Raw genomic sequence first — 25811 nt, forward strand, 5'->3', positions numbered from 1 at the left:
TCGTGCACGATATTGCGATTGCCGGCGGCGGCATCGGAGGGCTGACCGCAGCCTGCGGTCTCCTGAAAGCGGGGCACCGGGTCAGGGTCTTCGAGCAGTCGCCGGATCCAGGCGAGTTTGGCGCGGGGCTGTCGATAGCGCCCAACGCTGCCGCGGTGCTCAATGAGCTCGGCCTGCGTGACCAGATTTTGGCGTTGTCGAACCTGCCGCAGGACGGGCGCGTCCACGATGGCCGCAGCGGGGACCTGCTTTCTACCACACCCTACGGTGAAGCCGTCCGTGAGCACTTCGGCGACTACTACTATCAAACGCCTCGCTCCTCCCTCTACGACCTGCTGGCTGAGACGATCCATGCGTTGGACCCGGACTGTATCCACACCGGGCACCGGGTGACGGGATACAGCGAACACCGCGGCTACGCGACGCTGCACTTTGCCGGGCAGCCCGATCAGGAGGCTGAGGTGTTGATTGGAGCGGACGGTCTTCGCTCGGTCCTTCGCGGCTCGATGGTGGGTGAGGTGCCGGCCCGCTTTACCCGATACATCGCATGGCGGGCTCTGATTCCGATGACGGATTTGCCCGAGTCGTATCAGGCGCCTCGCTCCAACGTCTGGATCGGGCCCCAACGCAACTTCGTCTTCTATCCACTCGCCGACAACACGCAGCTGAATTGTGCGATGTTCGCCGGAGACAGCGACTGGACCGAAGAAGGCTGGCGGCAGCGCGCGGAGGTCGCGGAGATCCGGCAGGCCTACCAGGATTTCCACCCAACCGTACAAACGGTGATCGACGCCCTCCCGGCTGACGGCTGCTACAAATGGGCGCTGTTCGACCGCGACCCGCTGTCGCGCTGGCATACGCCGCGGGTGGCGCTGCTTGGCGATGCCGCGCACCCCATGCTCCCGTTTCTTGGCCAGGGGGCGTCGATGGCGCTGGAGGATGCCGCTGAGCTCATCCATGCGCTGGGTCAACACGCTGATCCGGATCGGGCGCTTGCCGCTTACCAGGCGGCCCGGCTGGAGCGCGCGAACTGGGTGCTCCTGGAGTCGCGAGCGGCCGGCGAACGTTTTGCGAGCCCCAACCCGAGCGCTTCGCTGTTCAGCAACGATCAGGCGATGCAAACCGGCAAGCTGTTTGGCTGGCGACCGCCCGCCCTGGCCAAAGGGTAAAGCCCACCGACTCTCCCGTGCCTGCGCGGCACCATTCTCCCGATTGTCTGTCCTATTCGGTAAGTCACTGATTTTGCCAAGAAGGGCTTATGACGAGTGAAACGATATCCGTAGTCTGCTTTCCAGCACGCGGGCGGCTGACGCCATGAATTTGCTGGAAGAAGCCGTGCCGAAGTTTTCCGTAGTCGGTGTACTAGCCGGCGCGATTGTGGGTTCGATGATTCTCGCCGGCGCGTTTGCAAGCCTGGTAATCTGGCTGGACGCGCTGACGCCAGGCAATGCCGATTCGAACCCCTTAAACGCCTACCTGCTGGCCCCGTTTGTGGCGATGGGGGCTGCCGGCGTGATTTTGGTGGTCTGCGGAATGCTGCATCGATTTACCGCCTGGAAGCTGAGCGCTGCGCAGGCCTTTCTCGTGACGGTGAGTTTCTGCACCTCGCCTCTGGCTCTAACCGGCTTTTGGCCGTTTATTGTGTTGACTTTGGCCTTTAATCCGGTTGTTCTTTATGTGGCGTCAGTCGGTGGCGTGCTGGACTGACCCAGCGATCTGAAACGAGGCTAAAGCGAACGTGAAACCTAGAGAGATAACGGCGGTTGCGCTCAAGGTTTTCTCAATCTACATCCTGGTCAACGCCATTCAGGCGATTCCCTTTGTGACCAACTCACTGACTTGGTTGATCCAGGGCCGAGTCGCCGCTGGGGGCTACGAAACTCCGCTTTACTGGTTGCTCGGCGCGACATCGTTTTTCGTGCTTGTCTCGTTGGCGGTGTTGACCTGGAAACTTGGCGGCAGTGTCGTTAGGCAAGCAACTACCGGTGAAGACAACGACACCAGCAACCCGGTGATCACCGAAGCGTTTCTCCTGTCACTCCTGGGTATCTATCTGACCGTCATCGGTCTGCGGGGAGTATGGTATTCGACCTGGAATCTCGTCGCTTTGGCCCAGAACAACACGGAGCTGGACATTCGCAGTACCTGGTCAATGTTTGGTGATCTCTTTCAGGTACTGGTGGGCGTCTCGCTGATGGTGAAGGCGCCGGCCTGGTCGAGGCTGCTGCGGTGGCTGCGGGAAGCGGGCCTGCGGGAGAAGGTCTAGCGCTTGGACAGACCTTTGGTCATCGGGGTCACAGCAAAGCCCTTATTGCCGCGCGTTACTTTTTCCGCCTAACTGCTCAGCGCTACGCTTTTTCCAACCCCCGCGCGACCCTAGCGATCTGCTTCGGCATGAGCCGCGCGGAACTCGGCAAGCCGGGCATGCAGCCAGTCACCGGACGCGATGGCGGCCTCGTTTGGGCACTTCATGAGATAAGGCTTGCGGCTCAGGGAGCTCTTGCTGGCCAGCCGATCAATAAACTTTTCAGCCGACGTTGCGTAGCGGCGCCCGCGCCGGTATTTGAGTCGCAGGTGGGCCTCGGCGGCTTCGGCAGCGTGCTCTTTGCCGTTGCGCACGAAGCGACAGTCGCTTTTGCCGACGGCTCCAATCAGCTGTTCGATCTCGTTCGCCGCGATCGAGGCTTCGGCGACTGCGGCCGCGGGCCACACCACCGTCAAAGCCAGAGCGATCAGTAAGCGGACAGCCATACCTGCATCGGATTGTGGTCAGACGCTTTAGTCTGAGTGGTGGTCGCCTCAATGACCTGCAGACCACGTACGTAGACATGATCCAGCGGCCGGCCCAGAAAGCGCTTGCGTACATCGGTACGAAACGCGACCGGCTGAAGCTTGTGACCGGCAACCAGCGAGCGCACGCGCTCCATGCGCGCGTGGCGCCAGGTGTTGAAGTCGCCCGTCAGAATGATGGGGCCCCGATGTTGCGAGACGATGGTGCTGATCTGCTGGAGCTGCCGGTCAAACGCTGACAACCCCAACGAAAAATTGACGATATGTACGTTGACTACCAGCAGCGACTCCGGCTTTCCAGTGAGGGCGTACTCGGTTGCCAGCGTGGCTTTCGGGGAGCGCAGCCAGGGTTCTCGTGCCTGCAGATTGCACTGCACAAGGTGGGCAGCATCGCTCAGCGTCATCACGCCGGTTGGCGTCTTGCGCGACTGCCAGCCTGGTGCAAAGGCGTGGTAATGGTTTGACGTGATGTCTTGCCAGCCGGGGCTCGCTAATGGCGCTTCCTGGAGTGTAATGAGATCAGCGTCGCCACCCAGCGCCTCAAGCTGCTGTCGCCAGCTGGCGCTGCTGCCTTTCCTGATGTTCCAGTTCAGCAGCGTGATCCGATCCGGGTCGAGGGAGGCTGCAGGCAGCCTGGGTGACGACGCCCAGCCTGTGCGGCAGGCACCCGCGTACTCGGTCAGCAGTGCGGTAGGTGAGTGAACCGAGAGGCGCGCGTCTTGCGTCGCCACGGACGCGCAGCCCTGCATCATCAGCGCCAGAATCGTCACAACGGCGTAACGATGCGTGCGCCGCAGTCGAAGTGTTTTGAGGGAAAAGGTCATGCGGGCCGGAGTATACCCCGGCCAGCGTCAGCTCTCGCCGCAAAGCTCGCGCAGCAAACGGTCACTGACCTCGTCGGCCGGAAAAAACGATTCGATCCTCAGCTCATCCATGGTCACATCCTGCGGCGTGCCGAAGGTGGAAATGACGCTGAACAGTTTCAGGGCAGCGCCTCCAACGTTCAGGTCCAAGGTCAGCATGGGCAGCAGCGGCGCGGTATCCACCGTGGGTTCGGGGATTTCGCCCGCAAGCGCGATGAGCTGTTCCAGACGTTGGCGCAGCTCCTGGTCTCCGGTCTGCGCCAGGTCCTGGCGAAGGCGCTGAACAAAAGCGCGAGCTGCCGTGCTCCAGTTGCTGATGAGTGGCCGCAAGCCCTGTGGATGAAGCGTCATGAGGGCGATGTTGAGTCGACCGTCAGGCGCGAGCGCCGCGTTCTTGAGGTTGTCGCCGCCCGCTGCACCGAGCAGCAAGTCGAGACAGCGGTTGGTCATCACCAAATTCCACTCCCGGTCGACGACTAGCCCGGGGTACGGCATCTGCTGATCCAGGATGCGGCTCAGCGCGTCGCTGACCGACCGCATATGTGATTCATTAAGCCCTCGCTGCTGGTAGACCTCCGCAAATCCGGCGGCGCCGAGTAGCTGATTGCGTTCGCGCAGCGGTACGTCCAGGGCTTCGGCCAGCTGGATCACCATGGCCCGACTGGGCTGACTGCGGCCTGTTTCCAGCCAGCTCAGGTGCCGCTGAGACACGTTGGCGCTCAGGCTCAAGTCGAGCTGTGACAGCCGCCGCAGATTGCGCCAGCCGCGAAGCCTGGCGCCGAAAGAGCCGGACTGAAGATCTTGCTGTGGTATGGACACGGACACTCCCGGGGCAATCGACTCGTGAGTCGCAGCACACTCCTTTGCAAGTGCCTGAGCATAGCGACCTGGACGTCGGACCGGCAATGACCTGTGAGGTCATTGCGAGGGCGTCGGGTAAAACCAATCATGAGGCATCACAATTCAGAGGAACAACAATGACTCCCATCAAATGGTTTTGCCTGATCCTCCTGGTACCGTTCACCGCGCTGACGGTCTATGCGGTTCAGCAAGTGGGCTACGTGGGCGTGGTGGCCTATCAGGGCGGCAGCCCGGCAGGCTGGCAGGTCTTTACCGATCTGGTGATCGCGCTTCTGCTGGTGATGGTCTGGATGTTTGTCGACGCTCGCCGAAACGGCCGCAACGTCTGGCCGTTTGTCGTGGCGACGCTGTGCCTGGGCTCCTTCGGGCCGCTGCTCTACCTGCTGCTGGCGCCTTCGACCGGGCCAGTGCAGGCCGGCGAGCCCGCGCAGAGCTAAACGTCTTCGCTCGCGGAATGCCCGGAATTAACGTTCGTTTGCTGGTCACCGAGCGTAATTGGCTGGCAGGGTGGAGCGGTGAACGTCGCTCTGCCCGCATCGGCTGCCCTATGTTTATTCGCCTTGGGTGTGTGCCAGGCTCAGTCAGATCCCTTTGAACCTGATGACGCACAGGCGTTTCTCGGTGCGAGCATGGATGGCGGTCAGCCGGACTTTATCGAGGACGTTGGAAGTTTTGATCCCGTAGAGGGATGGCGGATTCTCGGTCGGCAGCTCGACGGATCAGGTGACCTTGATTGGCAGGTGTTCTTCCGAGACCAGTTTCAGACTTGCCCGGTCGAGGTCGAGGTTAGAGTTCTTGCCGAAGACAATTTCGCCCGGAATAACCTGCGTGTCGAGATTCTCGCCTTCAGACGAGACCTGATCCTAAATCCGAGCCAAGCTCCCACGGTTCTGCAGTCGTGCGCTGGCGCGCCGGTTGGGGATACGGCGATCACTTTTGAAACCTCAATCTTCCGAGACGAGTTCCCGACCTACTATCGAGTCCGTTCTTGCAGCAATTCCGGTTCCCTGAACTATCGATTCGAATACCGGATCACGAGTGAAGTTAATTGTATCCTCTCGATATCCGTTGTTGGTCGCGTGCAAGACGTGCGGAACGGTCGCGTTGTGCCCGGCGCGTACGTTTATTCTGACGAGAATGAGATCACGTTCAGTGCGCCGGATTCTGGCGTCTTCGAATTGTTAACACTCCAGGATGATGCGGTGATCCTCGACTTTTTTGCCGACGGGCTTGAGTCGCTCGGTCCAGTGAACATTGGGCCAGTCAGCCAAGGCGAAGCGGTTATCGACGTAACCTTGCTTGGCCAGCCGCCTGGGCTCATCTTTTTCTCCGGCTTCGAATAAAGTTGTTCGTTCAGTCCGGGCTGGCTAGCCTTAGCCGATGTCCGGATCCTCTCAGCTGACTCCTGCCCATGAGCAAACGTTAACGCGCGTGCGGCGTCTCGCCTGGCTGCTGGATCACGCAATCGCCATTCCCGGGACCCGGATCCGGTTTGGCCTCGACGGCATCATCGGTTTGCTGCCGGGTGTCGGTGACGCCGCCAGCCTGGTGCTGGGCAGTCTGATCGTCTGGTGGTCTTACCGCTTCGATTTACCGCTGCGAGCTCGGCTCACCATGGTTTGGCACCTGCTGCTCGACGGGGTGCTGGGGTTGGTGCCGCTGGTCGGCGACCTGCTGGACCTGCAGTACAAAGCAAACCATCGGAACGTGACGCTCTTGCTTGAACAGCTGGAACGGGAGCCGCTGCCACCAACGGTTTGGCAGCGGGTGCTGGGTGTGATGATTCCCCTGGCGTTGGTGATGATGGCGCTAGGCTTGCTGCTGCTCCCCGTCTGGCTGCTGTTTAGCCTGTTCTGATGAGCCACACCCAGGAAGGGTCAGGGAATCGTTAAACCTGATCGAAGTCGACGACTACCTCGTCGGTGACGGGATGTGCCTGGCAGGTCAGGATGAACCCCGCTTCCACCTCCGCGGGCTCCAGGGCGTAGTTCACGTCCATGGTGACCTCGCCTTTGACCAGCTTGGCGCGGCAGGTACAGCAGACCCCCCCTTTGCAGGCAAATGGGAGGTCAGCACCAGCCTCGAGGGCAGCATCCAGGATGGACGTTCCGGCGGACGGCACGTCCAGCTCCATGCGGCGGCGGTCAGCGATGATGCTCACCTTGCGGCTCGGACCGGCCTCCACCGGCCCGGCCGCGGCCGCGCGGCCGGATTCGGTGCCAAACAACTCAATGTGGATATGAGCAGATCCAATCGATGAGTTCGTTTCCAGCCAGGACTTCAAACTGAGAATCATGCTTTCTGGACCGCAGAGGAACACCTCGTCGACGCGGTCAAGATCAATCAGGTGCTGCGAGAGCAGCGCCAGCTTGTCGGGGTCTACGCGACCGTTGAATAGCTCCGCATCTCGAGATTCGCGGCTCAACACGTGGAGCAGCTGCAGACGATCGGGATAGCGGTTCTTCAGGTGCTCAAGCTGCTGGCGCAGCATGATTGAGCTGGTTCGCCGATTACCGTAAACCAGGGTGAAACGGCTGGCTGGCTCGGTCGCCAGCGTGGTGGCGATGAGCGAAGCAATCGGCGTGATGCCGCTGCCCGCAGCGAGCGCCAGGTAGTGTTTTTCCTGGGTCTCGTCCAGCTCGGTGAAAAAACGCCCTTGCGGCGGCATCACGTCGAGCACCTCGCCGGCTTGTAGCGACTCGTTGGCCCAGCTGGAAAAGCGTCCGTCGCTCACTTTGCGAATGGCGACGGTCAGCCGATCCCCGACCGGGGTGCAGAGCGAGTAATTGCGCCGCAGCTCTTCGCCGTCGAGCTCCTTGCGGATGGTCAGGTGCTGGCCCTGCGTGAAATGAAAGGTATCGTCCAGCTCCGGTGGAACGTCGAAGGAGACGCACACCGAGTCGTCGGTGTCGGCGTCGACCGCGGCGACCGTGAGTGGGTAGAACTGCGTGCTTAGTGACATTTGAAATAATCGAAGGGTTCGAGGCAGCTCTGACACTGGTAGAGCGCTTTGCAGGCGGTAGAGCCAAACTGGCTGATCACCCGGGTATTGGTGCTGTCGCAGCGGGGGCAGTGGACCGCTTCGCTGTAGTCTCCCAGCAGCGCCCGCTTGCTGGTGGTGCCAGCCGGCGGCGCGATGCCGTATTCCTTGAGTTTCCGGCGCCCGTCTTCTGACAGCCAGTCGGTGGTCCACGGCGGGTCAAACACGGTTTCGACGGTCCCGTTGAGCGGGCTGGCATCTAGCACCTGCTGCACTTCACTCTCAATGGCGTCCATCGCCGGGCAGCCGCTGTAGGTCGGCGTGATCGTGACCACAACGTCGTTGCCGTCGCGGGAGACGCCCCGAATGATCCCGAGGTCTTCGAGCGTAAGAACGGGAATCTCCGGGTCACAAAGCTCGCTCAGACGCAACTTGAGCGCAGCGTAGTCGTCGACGGGTTGGCTGATTGCCTCAGAACTCATCATGCGGGACCCAACCTCGTTACCACTGTAGGCCGGGGTAGGCTCGCTGCATGAACTGCATCTCGGCGAGCATGTGCCCAAGATACTCGGTGTGCTCGCCGCGGCGGCCGCCGTCAACCTGCCAAGACACGTCGGGCACGGCAAGCGTTGCCTCCGCGAGGACCTTTTCCAGCTGAGTTTCCCAGCCTTGCCGAAGCTCTTCGCGCTGGACGGCAATGCCGGCGTCCACCAGACGCTGCTCCAGCTCGTCGGTGATGAACATTTCCGGGCCGTAGCCCCAGACCTTGCTGAGCGCATCAGCCATCTTGCCGTGCGACTCTTCGGTGCCGTCACCCAGTCGAATGACCCAGCCCGAGGAATGTCTCAAGTGGTATTGCGCTTCCTTCACCGCTTTCCCTGCGATTCCGGCAAGCGTTCTGTCAGCGCTTTGGCTCAATGCCTGGAAATAGGGCAGCTCAAAAGCGTCGACCAGGAGCTGCCTTGCCATGGTGTCAGCAAAGTTGCCGATCGGCAGCTCGCAGATCAGGAGGTTTCGGTACTGGCGTATATCGCGCAGGTAGGCAAGCTGATCTTCGTCCCGGCCGAGGTTTTCCACCTCGCCGGCGTAGGTCAGCAGCAAGCGCGCGCGGCCCACAAAGTCGAGGCCGATATTGCCGAGGGCAATGTCTTCCTCCAGGAAGGGCGCGTGCGCTGTCCACTCAGAGATACGGTGCCCCAGCGTCAGGGCATCGTCGCCGAGCCTGAGCACATACTCAAACAGGTCTTGTTGGCTTTGGCCGTCCATTACATGTGTTTCACTTCATCGGGGACTTCGTAAAACGAGGCGTGGCGATAGACTTTGTCGTCCATCGGGTCGTAGAACGACTCTGCTTCGTGCTCCTGGCTGGCAACAATGTCCTCGGATTTCACGACCCAGATGCTGACGCCTTCGTTGCGACGCGTGTAGACGTCGCGCGCGTAGCCCAGCGCCGCCTCGTGGTCCTGCGCATGCAGGCTGCCGACATGTTTGTGGTCCAAACCGCGGCGCGAGCGGATAAAAACTTCGAATAGGGGGAGTTTGTTGTCCGTCATTACGCAGCCTCCGTGGCAGCAGCTTTACGCTCGGCGTGGGCCTGCGCTGCTTCGCGCACCCAGGCACCGTCTTCATGAGCTTTGACGTGCTGGCGGATCCGGTCTCGATTGCAGATCCCGTTGCCTTTCACCACCCGCCAAAATTCGTCCCAGTCCAGTTCACCGAATTGATAGTGTCCGGCGTCCGCATCCCACCGGAGCTCCGGATCGGGAATGGTCAAGCCAAGGTAGTCGGCCTGCGGCGTGGTCTGGTCCACGAAACGCTGGCGCAGCTCATCGTTGGTCTGGCGCTTGATTTTCCACGCCATGGACTGTTCCGTATTGGCCGACTCGGAATCCGGCGGACCAAACATCATCAGCGACGGCCACCACCACCGGTTGAGCGCATCCTGCGCCATCGCCTTCTGCTCTTCGTTTCCTTGAGCGAGGGTCAGCATGATTTCGAAACCCTGGCGTTGGTGGAAGCTCTCTTCTTTACAGATACGCACCATGCCGCGGGAGTAAGGCCCGTAGGAGCAGCGGCACAGCATGACCTGGTTCATGATCGCCGCGCCGTCGACCAGCCAGCCGATGGCACCGATATCCGCCCAGGACAGCGTCGGGTAATTAAAGATACTGGAGTACTTGGCTTTGCCGCTCTGCAGGTCAGCGATCATCTGGTCGCGACTCATGCCGAGGGTTTCAGCGGCGCTGTAAAGATAAAGACCGTGCCCCGCCTCGTCCTGCACCTTGGCCATCAGTACCGCCTTGCGGCGCAGGCTGGGTGCACGGGTGATCCAGTTGCCTTCAGGCTGCATGCCGATCACCTCTGAGTGAGCGTGCTGGCTGATCTGCCGGATCAGGGTTTTCCGGTAGGCCGCTGGCATCCAGTCTTTGGGTTCAATTTTGGCGTCTTCCGCGATGCGCGCGTCAAATTCCGCCGTCAGGTGTTCGATGGACGAGTTGTGGGTCTTCATAGCAATCACACGTTGAACGAACCACTAATATGATACAAAAAATTCCAAAAATCAAAACTTTCTGTATCATATTGCTTTTCTCGTGGCCAAACCTCCGATTTACAGGAAAAAACGATGCCCGTTTATCGATTTAACGGCTTAACGCCGGTGGTTCACCCCAGGGCGTTTGTTCATCCCACCGCGGTGCTGATCGGCGACGTGCTCGTGGATGAAGACGTTTACGTTGGCCCTTGTGCCAGCCTTCGCGGCGACTTTGGCCGCGTCATTCTCGGTCCGGGTTGCAACGTGCAGGACACCTGCGTGATGCACGCTTTTCCCGAGCAGGATGTGGTCATCAAGCGCAACGGTCACATCGGGCACGGAGCGGTCCTGCACGGGTGTACCGTGGGCGAGGATGCGCTGGTTGGCATGAACGCCGTTGTGATGGACGAAGCGGTAATCGGCGCCGGTGCGTTTGTAGCGGCGTGCGCGTTTGTTCCCGCCAAATTCCACCTGCCCGACGGACATCTGGCGGTCGGCACGCCAGCTCGCGTCGTGCGCGAGTTGAGTTCGAAGGAACGCGCCTGGAAAACCGCGGGCACCGTCGAGTATCAAGGCCTGGCAAAACTGTCTTTGACCGATCTGCAGGAGGTTGCGCCGTTGGCGGAAGCTGAACCGGACCGACCCCGCATGGATATTTCCCGCTACCAGTTCAAACCCTCTTAAGGAGAGCGACCCATGAAGCTAGCAAGTTACGTGACCGGCGGCTGGCACCGCAGTGATGATGACGGCGTCACCGTCCGCAACGCCGTAACCGGTGAGCCGGTCGCTGAGGTCTCTTCAAGCGGCATCGATTTTGCGGAAGTTGCGCGCTACGGCCGTGATGTCGGCGGCGCAAACCTGCGTGCGATGACTTTTCACGATCGCGCCTTAGCGCTGAAGGCGCTGGCCAAATTCCTCATGGAGCGCAAAGAGAAGTTCTATGAGGTTTCCGCCTGGACCGGCGCCACCCGCGCTGACGGCTGGATCGATATCGAAGGCGGTATCGGGACGCTGTTTGCTTACTCCTCGATCGTCCGCCGCGAGTTTCCCAACGACACGGTCATGGTTGAGGGCGGCGTGGAGCCGCTGTCTCGCGACGGCAGCTTTGTCGGTCGCCATATGCTCAGCCCGCGCGAGGGCGTTGCGGTGCACATCAACGCTTTCAACTTCCCTTGCTGGGGCATGCTGGAAAAAATAGCCCCATCCCTGGCGGCCGGCATGCCGGTGATCGTCAAGCCGGCCACCGTGACCTCATACCTGACCGAAACGATGGTGCAGGAGATCGTCGCGTCCGGCCTGCTGCCGGAAGGGGCGATTCAGCTCATCTGCGGGAGTACCGGCGACTTGCTCGGTCAGCTTCAGGAGCAGGACGTTGTCACCTTCACCGGGTCGGCCAGCACCGGTGCGAAGCTACGCACGCACCCGAACCTGGTTGCGCGCTCGATTCCCTTCAACATGGAAGCGGACTCGCTGAACTGCTGCATCCTGGGTGAAACGGTGCAGCCCGATTCGCCGGAGTTTGACCTGTTCGTAAAAGAGGTGGCCCGCGAGATGACGGTCAAGGCGGGTCAGAAATGTACGGCGATCCGGCGCGCGATTGTGCCGGCCAGCCGGATCGACGCGGTGCAGCAGGCGCTGGCCAAGCGGTTGGACAAGGCCGTGCTCGGCAACCCGGCAGCTGAAGGTGTGCGAATGGGCCCGCTGGTCGGTACCGATCAGCGGCAGGACGTATGGGAGGCGGTCCGCGCACTGACCGGGTCGGGGTGTGAAGTGCTCCACGGCGGTGAGCAGGCGTTTGCCGTAAAGGACGCCGATCCCGAGGCCGGCGCCTTTTTCCCGGCAACGCTGCTGGCTTGCGCTAAGCCGCTGGAGACTGAAGAGGGCCCTCATGCGGTCGAGCCGTTTGGGCCGGTCAGCACGCTGATGCCCTACGGTTCCGTGGCAGAAGCGGTGGAGATTGCGCGCCGAGGACGCGGGTCGCTGGTGGGTTCGGTATTCGCCTTCGACGATCGGGAGGCTCGGGACCTGGTGCTGGGAACCGCAGCCCATCATGGCCGGATTCTGATCCTCAATCGCGACTGTGCCGCTGCCTCTACCGGCCATGGTTCGCCGATGCCCACCCTGATCCACGGGGGGCCGGGACGTGCCGGCGGTGGCGAAGAGCTCGGCGGTGCTCGGGCGATCAAACACTATCTGCGCCGGACAGCGCTGCAGGGCTCGCCGACCACCCTGATGCGGATCACCAACGAATACGTGCCCGGCGCTGAGGTCAAAACTGATCCGGTGCACCCGTTCCGCAAGATCTTCGACGACCTGGAAATCGGCGAGTCGCTGACCACGCACCGGCGGACCGTGACCGAGGCGGACATCGTCAACTTCGGTTGCCTGTCCGGAGACCACTTCTATGCGCATTTCGACGACGCTGCGGCAAAAGCCTCGCCGATCTTCGGCAAGCGCGTGGCCCACGGATATTTTGTCATTTCCGCGGCCGCCGGCATGTTCGTCGATCCGGCCCCCGGTCCGGTGCTGGCTAACTACGGGCTGGATAACCTGCGCTTCATCGAGCCCGTGGGTATCGGCGACACCATTCAGGTGAAGATCACGGTGAAGCAGAAGATCAAGAAGGAGCAGCGGGAGCCGGAAGACACGCCGCAGGGTGTCGTTCGGTGGGCGGTTGAGGTCACCAATCAGAACGATGACCCGGTGGCGCTCTACGATATTCTGACGCTCGTGGAGCGTCACCCCTAGTGCTAGCTACCAGGAGGGATCACCGCAGATGCCCGCCACCTTGGCGGGCAGATCGATCTCCAGATAGAGGCTGTTGCGCAGCAGCGGCAGCACCCTGCCTGGCGCCGCCGCCAGGCGCTGTTTCCAGGCCGGCGAGCGGCCGTTGACGAAATGCACGTAACGGGCCTTGCCGACGACAAAATCGCCCGACAGCAGGCGAAAATACTCGACGAGCTCCGGCTGTGAGTACTCCTTCCAGTGAGGCCCGCTGGTAGGGACCCCGATGATCTCCTGGACGTTTGCGCCGGCACCGCGCAGCCTCAGCTGGCGCCATGCGCCTCGCACCAGCGATCCCGCCGCGTAATAGTTGGGTGTGGTCAGGATGATCCTGCCGCCGGGTTTAAGCACCCGATAGATCGCGCGCCAGAGGTTGACGGGGTTGAAGGTCAGATGTTCTAGCACCTCGCAAAACAACACGACGTCGATCGAGTCGTCAACAAGCGAGTTCAAGCCGATGGGCTCAGCGAGTTCAGCGTTTTCCAGCAGCGCAATGTTGTGCCGCTGCGCGGTGGCCTGCACGCCGGGATCGGACACTGTGCCCTGACGATCGACGGCGGTGACCTGGTGGCCATCAGCCGCGTAAAGCACCGCCTGATGGAGCCAGTGCGCTCCAATATCCAGCACTGCCGCGGTTGGCCAGCGCCAGTTCTGTTGCGCGAGCTGGTGGGTGACCAGAAAGCGCGGGCCGTGTTCCTGCAGGTAGTTGGCGTCGGTATGCCCTTCAAGGAGCGCTGCTGGGTAAGACGCCCCTGGATACTCTTGCTTCCCCATCCCTGTTCGCGTCGTCACGGTCGTAACGCCAACTGTAATCGCGCGGCGGCTGGGACACTAGTGCACTGAGTCAGCGCTAACTGAGTCAGCGCTGTCGGTTGATTAGGAAGATCGCTCCCGACGACAGGGGAGCGTTGGCCATCAATCGCTGCTCGGGCGATCCTCTCCCACCGAGCGCGCGGGTTGAGTCAGGTCGCCCCGCAGCGTCCATCCAACAAAGGCGCCCAGCAGGGCGGCGGCGAGCAGTGAAGCGGAAATCTGTCCGGCAAGATACAACATCGTTAAGTCCTTATCAGCGTGGCTGCGGTCCCTGCAGCGTTTTCGTCTTCAGTCAAAAGCTCAACCTGAGCGTCCACCTCATCGATGGCGGGCATGCCGTCGAGCAAGGTGAGAATCTCAAATACCGTCGGCGTAATGGCGCCGGGCGCGGGCGATCGAATTTTGCCCCGCAGCGTGATGTCGCGGCCATCCACCGTGACCACCATGTGTTTCACCGGGCCGATGACAGCGTCTGCCTGACGCATCACCTCGGCCTCGATCTCCGGCACGGTCTGAACAACGGTAGCCATGTTGAGCGCCACAAACGCCGCCGCGGCGGCGACATAGCGGGTGACTGAATACATTCTGTTACCAAGCAAGTTTGTCATGACACAATTCTTCCAGCCCTGTGGGTTAGGCGCCATAGCCTGCGACATTCGTTGACCTGGCAGCCACATTTGTTTGCTTGTGTAACAACCGGTCCGCTGCGGTCAGGGATTCGCCCTTTGTCAGCTTGGACCATTCGTGGAAATCGTCGTGATCCGAGCGGCCGATCGGTTAAGCTAGGCCAGCGCTGACGCCGTCAGCGAAAAGGATGAGTTGATGATTGTTCAGCAGATCTGGACTGGGAACGCCTACCGAAACTTCAACTATCTCGTTGTCTGCCCGGACAGCGGCGAGGCGCTGGCGATCGACCCGCTGGATTACCGCAAGTGCCTCGCAGCGGCAACGGCAAACGGTTGGAAGATCACTCAGATCCTCAATACCCACGAGCATGGCGACCATATTGGTGGCAACGGTCCTGTCCAGGCTGCTACCGGTGCGAAAATTCTGGCGCACGTGAACGCCAAGGACCGGATTCCTGATATGGATCGCGGGCTTCTGGCAGGCGATACGGTGCAGGTCGGGAAGGTGACGCTGCGCGCGCTGGACACGCCGGGTCATACAATGAGCCACATTTGTTTGCTGTCCGACAGCGACCAGCCGGCGCTGTTTTGTGGCGATACCCTGTTTAACGCGGGCGCCGGCAACTGCCACAACGGTGGCCATCCTGAGGAGCTCTACCAGACCTTTGTTCAGCAGCTGGATCGGCTCCCGGACAACACCCGGATCTACCCAGGTCACGACTACATCAACAACAACCTGCAGTTCACCCTCGACCGGGAACCGGACAACAGTCGCGCCGCTAAGCTCTTAGGGCAAACCCAGGATCAGGATCCGAATCAGCCGCTGATCACCACGCTGGCGCTCGAACGAGAGGTCAACACGTTTTTTCGGCTGCGCAGCCCCAGCGTAATTGCCGGGCTGCGCGAAAAGTTCTCTGATCTGCCAGAGAACCCAGATCCAAAAAGTGTGTTCCTCAAGCTCCGGGAGCTTCGCAACAGCTGGTAGCTCGGCTCTCGTGGGCGATTAGAAACGCCCAGGGATACCCCTGAAGTTACCTGGGGCTCAAGCGTCGAATTCCCGAAGCTGTTTTTCGACCTCGGCCAGATTGATTTCGGTGACGCGCAGAATCTCGTCCAGCGTTTCCCGGTTCTCCAGCTCCAGTGCTCTCTCCCCCGAGTCAGCAGACAAGCCGCGCCGATAGTCTTGGCGAATGGCGTCACAGCGTTGGCTCAGCTCGTCACGACGCTGCTCTAGCTGCTCCCGGGTGGCTGTTTGAGGATTTTTGCTCATGGGACCACCACAACCGGGCATTCAGCGTGATTGGCAACCGAGCTCGCCACGCTGCCCATGAGCAGTCGGCGAAGCCGAGAGGTGCCGCGACGACCGACCACCACCATCAGGGCGTTCATTTTCTTCGCGGTTCTGGCGACAACCTGAGGTGGGTTGCCAAAAACCACTTCCGAGCTGGCGGCAATGTCAGCCTTTTCGATGTCCGCCACCACCGGCGGAAATAACGACTCGCGATCTTCGCGGATCTGCGCTTTGCGCTCCCGCGCCTGCGCCGCGGTTTCTTCCAGCGTGTAGTACTCAAAGGGTGACCAGTCGATCACGTGCAATAGGTGCATGTCCGCGTCGTGGCGCCTGGCCAGGATTTTGGCGAAATGGACTGCCTTCAAGCTCGCCTCGCTGCCGTCATAACCCACAATAATGACGGATCTCGCTACGCGCTTTGCCATCGGTTGTTCTCCGGTTCTGGGCAATGGGACCGCGGTCTTAGAGGCCGCGGGATAGTCGCTGGAGGGTTTTGTCCCAGGAAACCGCATCGATCCGACAGCGGTTTCAACCAGCGTCCCTCAGCCTAGCAACGGTGGGTTTGCCGCGCAGTCCGTCCAGACCACTAGTTTGCTAGGGGTTTCTCCTGAATTCCTCAGACCCTTTAGATGACGAAGCTGAGCCCTTCGAAGCGGCGACCAAAGCGCCTGGGCAGCTCCTCGGTCTGAGGTTTGCGCTATAGTTCAGACAGCCGGTGGCCAAAAGTCACCTGCTTTGGGGGATCAGTCGTCGAATTTCGTCGCCCAGGCCGGTCAGCGTGAGCCTGAATGTGGAGCAAATACGCTTCAACTACTGATACCTGAGGCAAAAGGGGTCTGCCGGTGGTCAAGAAACAGCTTTTCTTTGCAGCGCTTGCGACGCTGCTTATCTCTCAGCATGCGTTAGGTCAGCTAGCTACCGATCAGGACGGGGAGTGGTTTCCCGGCGTGGTCTGGGTGGGCGATACGCCCCCGCTGACAACCGAAACGGCGCAGCTGGGTCACGCTATCAGTCTGGACAGCGGCATTGCCCAGGGCAGCACCGTGACGGTACAGGGGCTCAATTTCCTGGAGCCTGGCGCGCTCAACATCGCTAATGAGCTGACGCTCGACGTGACCAACGGCGGCACCTGGATCGGCAGCTCGTTGACGCTGGGTGCGAGCACCGCGCTCAACCTGCAGGGCACGTTCCTGCTGACCGACAACAACCAGAGCAGCCCGCCGCGCCTGCACCAGGGCAGCGGGGCAGGCCAGATCTTCCTCTTGCCCGGGGCTACCCTCGACGGGACTTTCGGCTCCGGTGTCCAGGCGGGGGTGCTTGCGCAGTTGAACTATCCGGGCACACTTTTTCAGTGGCAGGGGGGTACCATCATTGACGGCCCGGTGGAAAACCTCGGGCAGCTAAATCTTGCTGGATCGGACCTGAAGTCTATTTTCGGCCGGCTGATCAACAGCGGTACATTGGTTCACGGGGATAGCGGCGATCTGCGGCTGCTAGGCTTTGCCCTGCAAAACGGGCCCGGCGGGGTCTACAACTTCGTTGCAGACGGCAATATCCTCAACCAATCCGGCGGCATCCTCGTCAATCGGGGAATCCTACGCAAGTCGGCAGGAGCGGGAACGTCGAATATCAGCGTGTCGGTGACCGGCGAGGCAGGGGGACGGGTCGAGGTACAGTCGGGCTCGCTGCAGTTCACCTCCGACCTGACCTTTGACGATACGGTTTATGACGTTGCTGCCGGCGCCGAGCTGTTGTTCAGCAGCGGCAGTAGCCTGGTGCTGACCTCGGACAACTCGAACAATCCGGCGAAGGTCCACACGGGCAGCGGGGCTGGCCGGGTAAGGCTGCTGCCGGGGAGTACGCTCGATGGAGCCAACGGCAGCGGCGTGTCGGGTATCCGGGCCCAGCTCAACTTTCCTGGCGAGCTGCTGCAGTGGGAAGGCGGTAGCCTGGTCGACGGCGCCATTGAGAATATCAATCAGCTAAACCTTAGCGGGACAGAAATTAAGTTTATCAGCGGTCAGCTGGTGAACAGCGGACTGGTTGTACATGGTGATACCGGTCAGCTGAATCTGATTGGCAATGCCGTGGTGAACCAGGCCGGCGCGATCTATGAATTGGTCTCTGACGCGGCACTCGTTAATCAGTCGAGTGGCACTTTCACCAACCGCGGCATCCTGCGGAAGGCCGGCGGCACCGGAGTGTCAACGATCGGTGTGGCGGTCAACGGTGAATCCGGGAATCGGATCGAGGTGCAGACGGGGTCCTTGCAGTTTGATTCGACCCTAACCATGGACGACACCGACTACGACGTCGCGGACAACGCCGAGCTGCTGTTCAGCGGCGCCAGTACGCTGGTCCTGACCTCGGACAACAGCACCAACCCTCCCAAAACTCACACCGGCAGCGGCGACGGCCGCGTGCGTCTGCTGCCCGGCAGCGTGCTGGACGGAGCTAACGGCAGCGGCGTCGCCGGCATACGGGCAAGGCTAAATTTTCCCGATGAGATGTTGCAATGGGAAGGCGGGTCGCTGATCGACGGAGCGATCGAAAATATCGGGCGCATCACGCTCAGCACGTCAGCTCCAAAATCGCTTTCGGGTCAGCTCATCAACACGACCCTGATCGAACACCGCGACGACGGACCGCTGAACATTGTGGGCAACGGGTTGGTAAACGAAACCAACGGCATCTACAACCTGGTTTCAGATGCCGACATTGTGAACGCGTCTAGCGGCAGGATCACCAACCGCGGCATCCTGCGCAAATCCGGCGGACTGGATACTTCCAATATCAGTGTGCAGGTGAACGGCGAAGCGGGCCAGCGCGTCGAGGTGCAAAGCGGCACGCTCCAGTTTGACGCGCTGGCCACCTTTGACGACACCGCCTACGTCGTCGACACCGACGCTGAGCTGGTTTTCGGTAGCGGCAGCAGCCTGCTCCTCACGTCAACCAACCGAACCGATTCGCCTCCCGTTCACACGGGAAGTGGCGGTGGCACGGTGCGCCTGCTGTCTGGCAGCTCGCTCGACGGCACCGCCGGCAGTGGCGTGGCAGGCATCCGGGCACAGCTCGATTTCCCAGGGGCCATGCTGCAGTGGGAGGGTGGTTCGGTGATCGACGGTGCCATCGAAAACCTGAATCAGATCAACCTCAGTGGGGCTGACACCAAGTCGATTTCTGGCCAGCTGATCAACAGCAGCCTAATCGTGCACAGCGGCGCGGGGCAGCTGAACCTTGTCGGCAACGCGCTGGTGAACCAGGTGAGCGGCATCTACGACCTGGTTTCTGACGCAGATATCGTCAATTCATCCGGAGGCATCATCACCAATCGGGGCACGCTTCGAAAGAGCGGCGGCGCCGGCGTATCAGCGATCAACGTATCGATTAACGGAGAGTCTGGAGGGCTCGTTGAGGTGCTGTCGGGCTCCCTGCAGTTCGACGGACCGCTCCAGTTTGACGACACCGTGTATTCCGTCGCGACTGGTGCTGAGCTGATGATCACCAATACGCTTACGCTGACTTCTGACAACTCCCTCAGCACGCCAAAGCTCCATAGAGGCGTTGGCAACGGCCGAATCCGGCTGGTGCCAGGCAGTAGACTCGACGGCACCTTCGGCAGCGGCGTTTCCGCCGTGAGGGCCCGACTCGACTTCCCCGGCGATCTGCTCCAGTGGGAGGGGGGTACTCTGGTGGACGGCGCTGTTCAGAACATTGGCCAGCTTAATCTGAGCACCGCTGATCCGAAAACCATTTCGGGTCAGCTGCAAAACCAGGGCCGAATCGTTCATGACGGGTCTGGTCCGGTCAATCTGTTTGGTAACGGCCTCGTCAATGCCGCCAGCGGCGTTTACGAACTCATAGCTGACGGCGGAATTGTCAACAGCTCGAGCGGGCTGATCACCAATCGCGGTGAGCTGAGGAAAAGTCAGTCCAGCGGAACGGCTGCCATTAACGCAACCTTGGCCAACGAGGGAGGGCTGGTCGTCGCTGACGCCGGCACGCTCGATCTGACCGGGCCGGTGACTTTTGCGTCCGGCGCGTTTCAGGTGCGCGACGGCGCGAGCATCAGTTTCAGCCAGGCACTAAACGTACCGGCTGACGGCATCATCGGCGGCACGGGCACTCTGGATTCAACGAGCTTCAACGTCGCAGGTACGGTCGACCCGGGTGAGGATGTTGGCGTCCTGACCATTACCGGGGATCTGGACCTGCAGCCCGGCTCCACGACGGTGATCGAGATCGACGGGCTCAGTCAACACGACGTGGTTAACGTGTCCGGTATGGTCACGACGGACGGCGGTTTTGACGTGCGGTTTGGGGGTGGCTTTGCCCCGGCGCTGGGCGATCAGTTTGTGATCGTCACAAGTTCCGGTCTGCTCGGCTCCCTCGACATTGCCGACTTTACGATCTCCGGACTCCAGCCTGGCGCCGACTTCAGCGTCACCGACGTCGGTGGTTCCGTAGTGCTGGAAGCGCTCAGCGACACCGAGCCGGGCGACACCCTGACCGACGTGCCGCCGCCGGTACCTCTGCTGCCCGGAGACGCGTTCGGCAGCGTGGTTGACGTCGACGGCAACGTGCTGGTGGTGGGTTTACCCGGCATGAACGGCGGTGAAGGCGCCATTGCGATCTACCTCGTTGAGGGTGGTGAGGCGGTGCTTGACGCCATGCTGCCGGTGCCTGACGGCTTTAGCGCCAGTGGCTTTGGATCGACGCTGGCGGTCAGCGGCGACACCATTGTGGTGGGCACCGACGGCGGCGAGCCGGCCACCCAAAAGATTGCCGGCGCCCTTGCGGCCGCCATTTTTCAGCGGGCGGCCAACGGCGGGTTCAGCTTCAAGGAGCCGCTCACCGCACCCTCATCGACCGCCGGAGATCGCTTCGGCTCGGCGGTGGCCATCAGCGGCGATACGGTGGTGGTTGGCGCACCGGAAGACGGGGAAGACGAAACCACCCCCTCGGGCGCCGCCTACCTGTTTAACCGAAACAATCGCGGTGCGAGCTTTAACCGGACCAACAAGGTTAAACCGGCCAACCGCAACACGGCCGCGCGCTTTGGTCAGGCGGTTGCCATCCGCGGTCGAACCATGGCGGTTGGCTCCCCGCGCGCCAAGCCCAACGATCCCGGCACCACCTCGGGGTCCGCGAGCATCTTTGACGTGGTTCGCGGGGCGGCTACGCAGGTTGCCACCGCTACGGGCTCCAACTCGGATGACGGTGCAGAGTTTGGTGCGTCGGTGGACGTCGGTGCTGACGGTACGGTGATCGTAGGCGCGCCGATGGAGACCAGCGGGCAAAGCCGGATTGGTGCTGCCTATCTGTTTGGCCGCCAGGGTGAGGTGTTCCAGGAAACCGATCGTCTCCAGCCTGAGGAGCCGCAGCCAGACGGCGAGTTTGGAAGATCGGTGGCCATCGACCCCACCGGTATCGTGGTCGGCGCGCCCAAGTCGGTGGCGGAGCTGATCGCTGCCGGAATTGTCCATCGCTACAACCGCCAAACGAAGCAGGAGGGAGGGACGCTGCGCGGCAAGACCGGCCAGACCGGCTTCGGCACATCCGTGTCGATCGCGGACGGCCGGATCGCAATCGGCTCGCCAAACACGGCCCAGTTTGCCGGTTCGGCCAGTCTGTTTCTGGATCAAGGCGGGGTCTTCCGAAGCGGCTTTGAATAGGTCCACGAGCGGAATGTTGCGTTGCGGGTCCGGCCTTGGGTTGAGATGATCTCAGTGATATCACCGATAGGGTCGTCCCCATGAATCAGCAGTCGCGCTCTGGACCTCTTCGTTTCGACGGATCTCGCAACCGAGCTTTTTGCTTAAGTCTGCTCATTCTCGCGCTGAGCGTGTTGAGCAATCCTGGCGTCGCCGCAGAAGCGCCTGACGGAGAAGGGGCGCCGGTTCCGACAGGCTGTGACCTGCTGGCCGCCCATCCCTCAGATCCGGACAAGATCACCGAAGGGCTGAAGACGGCTGAGGTGATGAAACACCTAGACTCGGCGATCGCCACCTGCCGCCGCGACGCTGCGCTGTATCCGGACCAGCCTCGCCTGACCTACTACCTGGGTCGCTCTCAGTTCTATGCCGGCCAGGCGGAAGCGGGCTATACCAGCGTGAAGGCCGCTGCAGACGGCGGGCACGAGCAGGCCCAATTTGTCGCCGGGCTTTTGGCGTTGTCGGGCGCGGCCACCGGCGCTGCGGACCCATGCCTCGCGCTCGATTTTTGGGAAAAAGCCCGCGCGCAGGCCCATTTTGCCGCCACGGTTAGCGTGGCGGCTCACCAGAAAATGGATACCTTCGCGACCTGTCAGCAGCCCGATGCCGCGTCGGTTAGGGCGAGCGTGGAGGCCTTGTCGGGGCATCGCTATGCCGGGGAGTACTACAACCAGCTCCTCCTGCAGGTGCTGGCGCTGGCTGACTGACGTCTCAGGTGGGCCGACCGCTTGGTGTCAGCCCTGCCAATCATGGTTATGCCTCGACCTCAAACGTCAGACCGGCGTTAGCCTGGAGGCGCGCCAGGAGCGGGGCGCCCATGGCGGAAGCAGGTGTCCAGAAACCCCCTTCGGTCACCACCTCGTCTTTCGCCAGGCACACCGCGGCCTCGCCCAGCATTTTGCTGGTCGAACCGTAGCCGGGATCCCGGTCGCCTTTCACCCGAACCCGAATCGAAACCTCGCCGTCGTTTTTTCCGATCAGCACAATATTGAAAAAGCCATGGGTGCGTTCGTGCTCATTGGGGCCTTCACCGGGGTCTGGCAACACAAATCGCTCCAGCACCCAGCGGCTGGGTGGGATAGCGGCGCCAATCATCAGACCGCTCATGCCTGCGGTTAACGCGGCGCCCTTCATCCAGCCGCCCAGGCCCCGCCCGACGATCACCGCTTCGTCGTAGCGAAAGTCTCGGCCGTACGGAAAGCCGGCCACCGCGTTGCCGCGCCGAACAATTTTGGTGTTGATGCCCGCCATAACAAACGGGCCTGTCCAGCCGGGGACGTCCGGATCGAACTTCAGGCCGTTTTGATCCCTGCCGTCGCGTCCCCGCTCCTCGTCTCGCGGATAAAGGCTGTAGGGATTGACCAGAGCGCGGGCCGTGTCACGGTCAGCGCGGGCCTCAGAGACGGCGTTCATCAGGCTGGCGGCGGTGCCGCCGCTGGCGCCGCCTTTGGCTGCCTTGAGACGGAATTTCACCTGATCGCACGGCTGGCCGTTTCGCTCGGATGCCGCTTCCTGCAGAAAATACACGCCAAGATCGGACGGAATCGAATCAAAGCCACAGGAGTGCACGATGACCGCACCCGACTCCTGAGCGGCAGCCTCGTTAGCGTCGATCATGCGCCGAATCCACTGCGGCTCACCGGTCAGGTCACAGTAGTGAGTGCCGCTGGCGGCGCAGGCTGCCACCAGGTCGTCACCGTATTTGGCGTAAGGGCCGACGGTAGTGCAGACCACGCGGGTTGCCTGGCAAAGCTCGTCGAGGGACTGACGATCGCCGCTGTCGGCGGTCAGCGTGGGCAGCTCGTCAGCACCCAGTGATTTTTTGAGCTCGTCGAGCTTGGCGCTGCTGCGCCCCGCCACGGCCCAGCGGAGGTCGCCACCGAGGCCATAGCGCTCGTTGAGGTACTCGGCCACGAGTTGCCCGGTGAAGCCGGTGGCTCCCAGCAGCACAAGGTCATAGGGCTTATCCATGAGGCGCGCCTCGTCACTTTCGATTCAGAAGCACGTCATGGTGCACGGCCTCGTGCTGAAGGGGAAGCTTTTGCCTAACCGGTTTGGGACGGCACTTAGCGACATAACCACCCCGGCCTGTACTTCGGTCGGTCAGCGGGTTGTGCGGGAAAACTGCTCGTCGTCAAACTCCAGCATGAATTCACCATCGTTCGGGCCGGGCCGGAATGTGAGCGATTGCGGCTCCGAAAACGGATGCTGCTGAAACGCAAACAGTCCTGGACTGGCAGGTCGAAGCCTGGCCGTCTCGTCGCCCCACGTCACGCTCAAACCCGCTTGATCTTTGTGGATCGTGAGGTCGCGGTAAGGCTCGCCGCTGCGCCAGAGCCCGGTGAAGCCTGCCAGCTCTTTGGCGTCCGGTCGCCACGACCACCCCTGCCAGCGCTCATCCGCCTGATTCTGCTTAGCCTCATCCTGGCGGTAGGCCAGAAATCGCTCGACCCGCTCGGGGTATCGATCGATCCGGAGCTGGCGCATCTTGGCTGCGTTTGGGTGATCGGTCAGGAACTGCAGGTACATGTTGACCGTTCGGCTGGTAAACCAGCCGGTCTGATTGTCGGAATTGGAGAATGCCGCAACTCCGATTCCCAGGGACGGAACAAATGCCATCATCGTCCGATTACCGGTGTAGCCACCGCCGTGAATGAACACTTCGTGCCCCTCAAAATCGCACAGGTTCCAGCCCAGCGAGTAGCCGCTGCACGCCAGCTCATACGGGTTGCGGCGATCTTCCATGCCGGTTTCCACCTGGCTGGCATGAGTGAGGTCGACAGATCGCTTACTAATCCCTGAATCTCGAGGGCCGGCCTGCTTGAGCTGCAGCTGGAGCCATCGCGCCATGTCGCGGGTGGAGGTGACAATCCCGCCCGCAGACTGCATCTTGCCGTCAGTTTTGGGGCGCACCTCGTGCCAGCCTTTGTCCCCCTGCCAGATGTGGCTATAGGCCAGTTCCTGCAGCGAAAAGTCGGAGGTGCGAGCCGAGGTCCTCGAGAGCTTCAGCGGTTCAAATACCACGTCATCAAGCCACTGCTGCCACGTTTTCCCGGTCCGGGTTTCCAGTATGGCTGAATAGATGTTGTAACCCAGGTTGTCATACTTGAAGCCAGCCGCCCGGCTCGATCCGTATTGCTGAATCAGGCGGGGATAGTCGGCCGGCTCGATACGGGTGACGTAGGCCTCGATGTTGACGATAAAGTCGTTGTCCAGCGGCACCTGGTGCGTCAGCAGGTCGCTTAAGGTGTAGTCAGCCGCCTCAGCGCCGCCCGGCAGCTCCAGGTCTGGCCAGTGGTCTGCCAGCGTGCTGTCGATCTTGAGAACACCTCGTTCATCGAGGATGGCTGCCAGCAGACCCACGTATGACTTGGTTTGAGAGGCGATGTAGATCGGTGTGTCGACCGTCAGCGGGGCCTGGCTTGAGGCTCGTCGCACGCCGGATACTTTGTTGAGCAAGACCTCATCAGCGGTGACCACCACCGCGGCGTAGCCGGGGCCCAGTCCGGGAATTTCATCGATGAACCGATCCAGCTTTTGGGCCGCTTCAGCCGGGGTTGTGGCGTGGGCGGTGATGCTGGCGAGCATCAGCAAAACAAAACAGCAGTGGCGTCGCAACATGGTGGGGTCCTGCGCTCAAAAAGGGCTCATGATGCCCTTCTGGCGGGATCGATTATTGAACCGATGTAACCCCGGAGCCGTGGTTGGCCAGCCGTTGCAGTGCCCCTGGCGTCAGGCCGGTATGCGACCTTGCGGCGCGGGTAAGATGAGCCTGATCCGCGAAGCCCGCCGAGATCGCGGAAGCGACAATCGGCTGCCCCGCAGCCAGCCCGGCCATGGCTCGGGCCAGCATGCACCGAGACCGATAGACGCTCGGAGGGGTGCCAAACCAACGCCTGAAGCGTCGAGAAAGTGATACTCGATGGACGCCAGCTGAGTCCGCCAGCTGGGACAGCTGGCTGTTATCGGCGCCGTCGCGAAGCTGCTCGCGTAGCTCGGCGAGCCATGCGGGTGGCCGTCGCGTGCGGCCGGATTGACGCGGCGTGGCGTCGACCCCTCCGCGTGACAGCGCTACCAGGTCCAAGATCACCGCTTCGCTGGCTTCCTCCCGATCGGTCAGCAGGGCGAGCAGTTGGGTAACCTGGCCCTGAGTTTGCGGGGACTCGGGTGCCTGCCATTGCCAGCGGTTCGAGGTCGCCGGCAGTATGTCCGGCCAGCGCTCCGGGTCAATGTTGACAGCCAGGATCAGCGAACCGGCAGGGCCGTAGCGGTTTTCGTGGCGGAATTCGGCCGGCTTGATGCCGCAGGAGAACCGATAGAGATCCCTTTCCTGGCGACCGCCGGCTTCGAGCATCTCGCCGGTCAGGAGCCAGGAGACCTGGTGATAGTCGTGGCTGTGCCGACGCATGCGTTGGCCCGGGGCATAGTAGCTCAGGCCCGCGGTCAGCCCCTGCCCCCGGTAGAGCACCGTCTGCTGACTCCCCCTGGCAGCGGGAGTGTTGCTGGCTTTGCTTTGCACGTGATGACATCGGCTTAACGCCATGCCGGGTTACCCTATC

The 25811-nt window shown here is 61.6% G+C and carries 27 protein-coding genes; 11 read left to right on the plus strand and 16 right to left on the minus strand.

Annotated features, from left to right (window positions below; genetic code table 11):
• Nucleotides 1–2 precede the first annotated feature (2 nt).
• The 3 genes from AAF358_01090 (at nt 3) to AAF358_01100 (ending at nt 2266) form a co-directional block, all read left to right on the plus strand.
• The gene (locus AAF358_01090; protein MEM7704113.1) at nt 3–1169 is read left to right on the plus strand and encodes an FAD-dependent monooxygenase; all 1167 of its coding nucleotides are present in this window, start codon (nt 3–5) and stop codon (nt 1167–1169) included.
• A gap of 145 nt (nt 1170–1314) precedes the next feature.
• Nucleotides 1315–1707 (plus strand): hypothetical protein, encoded by a 393-nt coding sequence (locus AAF358_01095; protein ID MEM7704114.1) that lies wholly within the window; start codon nt 1315–1317, stop codon nt 1705–1707.
• A gap of 31 nt (nt 1708–1738) precedes the next feature.
• Nucleotides 1739–2266 carry a hypothetical protein gene (locus AAF358_01100; protein MEM7704115.1) on the plus strand — a complete coding sequence of 176 codons (528 nt, stop codon included), beginning with the start codon at nt 1739–1741 and terminating at the stop codon, nt 2264–2266.
• Between the two features lie 110 nt (nt 2267–2376).
• On the opposite strand, the gene AAF358_01105 is transcribed toward AAF358_01100, so the two are convergent.
• Genes AAF358_01105 through AAF358_01115 form a run of 3 tightly spaced genes read right to left on the minus strand, consistent with a single transcriptional unit; the run spans nt 2377 to nt 4472 of the window.
• Complete coding sequence (locus AAF358_01105) at nt 2377–2715, minus strand: DUF5329 family protein (protein ID MEM7704116.1); 339 nt, start codon at nt 2713–2715, stop codon at nt 2377–2379.
• 17 nt (nt 2716–2732) lie between these two features.
• A complete protein-coding gene (locus AAF358_01110; protein ID MEM7704117.1) occupies nt 2733–3614 on the minus strand; it encodes an endonuclease/exonuclease/phosphatase family protein in 882 nt (293 codons plus the stop codon).
• A gap of 27 nt (nt 3615–3641) precedes the next feature.
• The gene (locus tag AAF358_01115) at nt 3642–4472 is read right to left on the minus strand and encodes a helix-turn-helix transcriptional regulator (GenBank protein ID MEM7704118.1); all 831 of its coding nucleotides are present in this window, start codon (nt 4470–4472) and stop codon (nt 3642–3644) included.
• A 158-nt stretch (nt 4473–4630) separates the two neighbouring features.
• Between AAF358_01115 and AAF358_01120 the strand changes: the two genes are divergently transcribed.
• The 3 genes from AAF358_01120 (at nt 4631) to AAF358_01130 (ending at nt 6371) form a co-directional block, all read left to right on the plus strand.
• Complete coding sequence (locus AAF358_01120) at nt 4631–4951, plus strand: DUF2834 domain-containing protein (GenBank protein MEM7704119.1); 321 nt, start codon at nt 4631–4633, stop codon at nt 4949–4951.
• 78 nt (nt 4952–5029) lie between these two features.
• A complete protein-coding gene (locus tag AAF358_01125) occupies nt 5030–5857 on the plus strand; it encodes a hypothetical protein (protein MEM7704120.1) in 828 nt (275 codons plus the stop codon).
• Between the two features lie 37 nt (nt 5858–5894).
• Nucleotides 5895–6371: a DUF4112 domain-containing protein gene (locus tag AAF358_01130; protein ID MEM7704121.1), complete on the plus strand. Its 477-nt coding sequence runs from the start codon at nt 5895–5897 to the stop codon at nt 6369–6371.
• A 31-nt stretch (nt 6372–6402) separates the two neighbouring features.
• On the opposite strand, the gene paaE is transcribed toward AAF358_01130, so the two are convergent.
• The 5 genes from paaE to paaA are packed head-to-tail and all read right to left on the minus strand — an operon-like array spanning nt 6403 to nt 10003.
• Nucleotides 6403–7476 (minus strand): 1,2-phenylacetyl-CoA epoxidase subunit PaaE, encoded by a 1074-nt coding sequence (gene paaE, locus AAF358_01135; protein ID MEM7704122.1) that lies wholly within the window; start codon nt 7474–7476, stop codon nt 6403–6405.
• Nucleotides 7467–7976 (minus strand): 1,2-phenylacetyl-CoA epoxidase subunit PaaD, encoded by a 510-nt coding sequence (gene paaD, locus AAF358_01140; GenBank protein MEM7704123.1) that lies wholly within the window; start codon nt 7974–7976, stop codon nt 7467–7469. Before paaD ends, paaE begins: the two co-directional genes overlap by 10 nt.
• A gap of 19 nt (nt 7977–7995) precedes the next feature.
• Complete coding sequence (paaC, locus tag AAF358_01145; protein MEM7704124.1) at nt 7996–8760, minus strand: 1,2-phenylacetyl-CoA epoxidase subunit PaaC; 765 nt, start codon at nt 8758–8760, stop codon at nt 7996–7998.
• A complete protein-coding gene (gene paaB, locus AAF358_01150; GenBank protein ID MEM7704125.1) occupies nt 8760–9047 on the minus strand; it encodes a 1,2-phenylacetyl-CoA epoxidase subunit PaaB in 288 nt (95 codons plus the stop codon). Before paaB ends, paaC begins: the two co-directional genes overlap by 1 nt.
• Nucleotides 9047–10003 carry a 1,2-phenylacetyl-CoA epoxidase subunit PaaA gene (gene paaA / locus AAF358_01155; GenBank protein ID MEM7704126.1) on the minus strand — a complete coding sequence of 319 codons (957 nt, stop codon included), beginning with the start codon at nt 10001–10003 and terminating at the stop codon, nt 9047–9049. The genes paaB and paaA overlap by 1 nt, the downstream gene beginning before the upstream one ends.
• A 114-nt stretch (nt 10004–10117) precedes the next feature.
• Here paaA and AAF358_01160 point away from each other — a divergent pair, with 114 nt between their 5' ends.
• Both AAF358_01160 and paaZ read left to right on the plus strand, forming a co-directional pair.
• The gene (locus tag AAF358_01160; protein ID MEM7704127.1) at nt 10118–10708 is read left to right on the plus strand and encodes a phenylacetic acid degradation protein PaaY; all 591 of its coding nucleotides are present in this window, start codon (nt 10118–10120) and stop codon (nt 10706–10708) included.
• A 12-nt stretch (nt 10709–10720) separates the two neighbouring features.
• The gene (gene paaZ, locus AAF358_01165) at nt 10721–12772 is read left to right on the plus strand and encodes a phenylacetic acid degradation bifunctional protein PaaZ (protein MEM7704128.1); all 2052 of its coding nucleotides are present in this window, start codon (nt 10721–10723) and stop codon (nt 12770–12772) included.
• Between the two features lie 6 nt (nt 12773–12778).
• On the opposite strand, the gene AAF358_01170 is transcribed toward paaZ, so the two are convergent.
• From AAF358_01170 to AAF358_01180, 3 genes are all read right to left on the minus strand, one after another.
• Complete coding sequence (locus AAF358_01170; GenBank protein ID MEM7704129.1) at nt 12779–13600, minus strand: class I SAM-dependent methyltransferase; 822 nt, start codon at nt 13598–13600, stop codon at nt 12779–12781.
• 123 nt (nt 13601–13723) lie between these two features.
• Entirely contained in the window at nt 13724–13861 is a 138-nt protein-coding gene (locus AAF358_01175) for a hypothetical protein (GenBank protein ID MEM7704130.1), read from the minus strand.
• A 2-nt stretch (nt 13862–13863) separates the two neighbouring features.
• A complete protein-coding gene (locus AAF358_01180) occupies nt 13864–14229 on the minus strand; it encodes a hypothetical protein (protein ID MEM7704131.1) in 366 nt (121 codons plus the stop codon).
• A 214-nt stretch (nt 14230–14443) separates the two neighbouring features.
• Between AAF358_01180 and AAF358_01185 the strand changes: the two genes are divergently transcribed.
• Nucleotides 14444–15232: a hydroxyacylglutathione hydrolase gene (locus tag AAF358_01185; protein MEM7704132.1), complete on the plus strand. Its 789-nt coding sequence runs from the start codon at nt 14444–14446 to the stop codon at nt 15230–15232.
• A 57-nt stretch (nt 15233–15289) separates the two neighbouring features.
• On the opposite strand, the gene AAF358_01190 is transcribed toward AAF358_01185, so the two are convergent.
• Nucleotides 15290–15517 carry a hypothetical protein gene (locus tag AAF358_01190; protein MEM7704133.1) on the minus strand — a complete coding sequence of 76 codons (228 nt, stop codon included), beginning with the start codon at nt 15515–15517 and terminating at the stop codon, nt 15290–15292.
• Complete coding sequence (locus tag AAF358_01195; GenBank protein ID MEM7704134.1) at nt 15514–15963, minus strand: universal stress protein; 450 nt, start codon at nt 15961–15963, stop codon at nt 15514–15516. Before AAF358_01195 ends, AAF358_01190 begins: the two co-directional genes overlap by 4 nt.
• A 417-nt stretch (nt 15964–16380) precedes the next feature.
• Here AAF358_01195 and AAF358_01200 point away from each other — a divergent pair, with 417 nt between their 5' ends.
• Both AAF358_01200 and AAF358_01205 read left to right on the plus strand, forming a co-directional pair.
• A complete protein-coding gene (locus AAF358_01200) occupies nt 16381–21213 on the plus strand; it encodes a hypothetical protein (protein ID MEM7704135.1) in 4833 nt (1610 codons plus the stop codon).
• 80 nt (nt 21214–21293) lie between these two features.
• Entirely contained in the window at nt 21294–21959 is a 666-nt protein-coding gene (locus tag AAF358_01205; GenBank protein MEM7704136.1) for a hypothetical protein, read from the plus strand.
• Between the two features lie 46 nt (nt 21960–22005).
• Here AAF358_01205 and AAF358_01210 read toward each other — a convergent pair whose 3' ends face one another.
• The 3 genes from AAF358_01210 to AAF358_01220 all read right to left on the minus strand — a co-directional run bounded on the left by AAF358_01210 (nt 22006) and on the right by AAF358_01220 (nt 25795).
• Nucleotides 22006–23223 (minus strand): saccharopine dehydrogenase NADP-binding domain-containing protein, encoded by a 1218-nt coding sequence (locus AAF358_01210; protein MEM7704137.1) that lies wholly within the window; start codon nt 23221–23223, stop codon nt 22006–22008.
• A 132-nt stretch (nt 23224–23355) separates the two neighbouring features.
• Nucleotides 23356–24873, minus strand: coding sequence for a serine hydrolase domain-containing protein (locus AAF358_01215; GenBank protein MEM7704138.1), 1518 nt, complete (start codon nt 24871–24873; stop codon nt 23356–23358).
• Between the two features lie 52 nt (nt 24874–24925).
• Nucleotides 24926–25795, minus strand: a complete 870-nt coding sequence (locus AAF358_01220; protein ID MEM7704139.1) for a helix-turn-helix domain-containing protein — start codon at nt 25793–25795, stop codon at nt 24926–24928.
• Nucleotides 25796–25811: the final 16 nt, after the last annotated feature.

This window comes from Pseudomonadota bacterium (assembly GCA_039033415.1).
Taxonomy (GTDB): domain Bacteria; phylum Pseudomonadota; class Gammaproteobacteria; order Xanthomonadales; family SZUA-38; genus JANQOZ01.